The organism is Aquirufa aurantiipilula (assembly GCF_019923745.1).
Classification (GTDB): Bacteria; Bacteroidota; Bacteroidia; order Cytophagales; family Spirosomataceae; genus Aquirufa; species Aquirufa aurantiipilula.
Map to the genome: position 1 here is coordinate 1 of NZ_JAANOG010000025.1, position 2,991 is coordinate 2,991.

Consider the following 2,991-nt stretch of genomic DNA (forward strand, 5'->3'; position numbering starts at 1 on the left):
TGGTTACTATTAACAAGATGACTTAAGCTTGATTGAATTCATTATTAACTGGTTTTTAAATAACAAACCAAACAAAATAATGAAACTTTTTAATGACCTATCCTTGCAATTCAACCTAAGAAAACAGCAAGGAGCAAAAACTAAATTTCAAAAAATATATTGTCGCATTAGTTACAAAGGTTACCGCAGAAACTTCTCAACAGGTTTGTGGACAACAGAATCATCTTGGTGCAAGGTTACAGAAAAAGTCAAGTCGAAAGAGCCATTATCATTAGACCTGAATGAACAATTAACCTTAATTAAGCAAAAGGTCATTAATACCTACTTTGATTCAAAAGATAAACGAAAAGACCTTTCATTAGACATAATCCAATCTGAGGTATTTCCATCAAGTAAACATATTGATTTACAAATGGAAATTGAACCTGAAATAACAAGTCCAATTGAAGTTAATATTATTTCAAGAAGATATTTAGATGACCTAAAAGTAAAATTTGATGCGAGAATTATAAGTATTGGCACATATAAATCTTACAGGTCTGCAATAATAAGATTTTTACATTATGTAAAAATGTATTACGGCAGCAAAAAGACTAGTCTAACATCCATAGACAAACTCTTCTTTTTTAAATTCGAGAGCTATTTATTAATTGACTGCAAATTCGGTAATAACTATACACATAAGGTGTTAAGTAATACTAGGAAGCTTTTCAATTTTGCATATGATTTAGGATTATTAGAAACAAAATTTGCCTTCAAATTTAAAGTTCGTTATACAAATCCACATAGAGCAATTTTAAATATGGAGGAAGTAAAAACCTTAATTAACCTCCAAAAGCTAAATTCGCTACAGGAAGAAGTTAGGGATTGTTTTCTTTTTCAATGCTTTACAGGATTAGCATTTGCTGAAATCAAAGGTCTAAAGGCACATAACATAAAAACCTTGGATGAAGAAAAATGGGTGGTAATTAATAGACAAAAAACAGGAAATGAATCCAAATTAATATTATTACCTATAGCAGAAACTATATTAAACAGATATTTTGACCATCCATACTGTCATAAGACAAATCAACTGCTTCCAATTAGAAATAATGCAAAATACAATAAAACATTAAAGGAAATTCAAGCAGCTGCAAAGTTAAACACTAAATTATCCTCACACATTGCAAGACATATTTTTGCATCTACAATTGCACTACAATTTGGCTTACCTATGGAGACATTGGCAAAAGCATTAGGGCATACTAATCTTCGCACAACAATGATATATGGAAAGATTTTGGATAATAAAATCAAAAATGATTTTGATATTTTAAAACGAAATTTGAAAGACCTATCCTAATGAAATTCAATTATAATTATCATCAATTACTTGTATTTCTTACAGTTAAGCAATAAATTAAAAGTAATTATACTTCTTTCAATTATTCAACTATTATGAAAAAACTACATTTATTTCTTGTATTCATATTCCTATTTTCAGCATCCCATATTCTTGCTCAAAACAAATATGTGTTTTATCAATTTAAAACACCTCTTGAGTTAATCACACATAAAAATTTGAAGGATGAGATTAAAAAAGAACAAATATATCTATTGCAAAGTATATCAGAAGTCAAGTATCCCGATTCAAAGTCCAGTTATGTAATTGATTTATTATCAAAAGATAATGAAAAGGTCTCCATGGACTTAAAATACTTGAAGGAATTTGAAGTAAATTCATATAAAACAACACAAGAGATTTGGGATACGTTTCTCATCACAAGTGATTTTCTAAATAACCTAACTTCAAAAGGGATGCAATATTCTTTAAGAAGTGAAATGTTTGAAGATGCTGAGGAATACTATAACAAGTTAAAAACAAGTGGAAGTATTTTTGATGACCCTTATTTTGAGGATTATATGTATGGATTACTTTCCAAAATTCATCCAGCAGTTTTAAATGATAACAGACCAGGTAATTTATACATTAAGATTTTAAAAAATTCAGAACCAAATGCAGTTTGCTTACCAAATGGAACTATTTTAATTTCTACTGGTTTGCTATCTACAATTAATAGTGAGGATGAATTAGTTGGGATTTTAGCACACGAAGTAGCTCATTTTGTCCTAGACCATTCAATTTTAAATTATAATAAAGAAGCCGATAGAAAAAAAAGAGCTGATTTTTGGTCTTCTTTTGCAACTGCTGTAGCTGCTACTGCTGACGTCATGATGGCATCAAACAACTCAAGTCACCCAGTTGGTATATTGACAGTCAATACTGCAATTGCTGCAGCAGTTATTTCAAATGAAATCTTGACAAAATTAGGTGTTAAGTACAGCAAAGAACAAGAATTTACCTCTGATTGGGTTGCAAGGTCAATGTTAAAGCACTTAAAATATGACGAACAAGGCTTTAACAATGCACTCAAACGAATTAAAAACCATTTATTAATAACAGGTAATTATTTAGCTTTGACAGGAAATGGTTCTCATCCAGATATGGACCTGAGATTACAAGGAGATACGAGTGGCATAGAAAACACTAAATTCTCACAAGCTAACTATCTGAAAAAAGTATCATTAATTAATTCATTTAATGCTCAAAATGAATTGTGGGAATATGCACACCATGAAAAAGCACTTGAGCTTGTTAACAAAAACATTCAAAGCAACATAGCTACCGATTTAGATTACGTAATAAAATCAGTTATTCTTAGAAGAATGTTTAACTCAAAAGAGAAAAATGAAGAGGCTCTAGCCTTATTACAAAAAGCAAAGTCACTTGGAGTAACAAATGATTTATTAGTCCTAAAGGAGGAAGGAATAACATTACTAAGATTAGGTAGAAATCTAGAAGCTAAAAAATCATTTGAATCATATTTAGCTGCTCTAATAGCTTACGCAAAGAAAATTGAAACAGACAATGTTTCATATAATGATTTCGATGTAACTGAAAATGAGCTTGATTGGACTAAAAAAATGATATTTAAATCATCACAACTG

General features: G+C 29.7%; 2 protein-coding genes. Both read left to right on the forward strand.

Translation table 11 applies throughout. The annotated features are described in order from the left end of the window. Positions 1 to 79 precede the first annotated feature (79 nt). On the forward strand, positions 80 to 1,345 hold the full coding sequence (locus G9H60_RS13145; RefSeq protein WP_223144502.1) for a site-specific integrase: 1,266 nt from the start codon (positions 80 to 82) through the stop codon (positions 1,343 to 1,345). A 95-nt stretch (positions 1,346 to 1,440) separates the two neighbouring features. After that, positions 1,441 to 2,991, forward strand: a 1,551-nt coding sequence (locus G9H60_RS13150) for a M48 family metallopeptidase (protein WP_223144503.1), incomplete at its 3' end; no start/stop codon positions are given.

Coding starts and splice junctions, on each gene's coding strand:
- G9H60_RS13145 (WP_223144502.1), top strand. CDS start 80: ATGAAACTTTTTAATGACCTATCCTTGCAATTCAACCTAAGAAAACAG.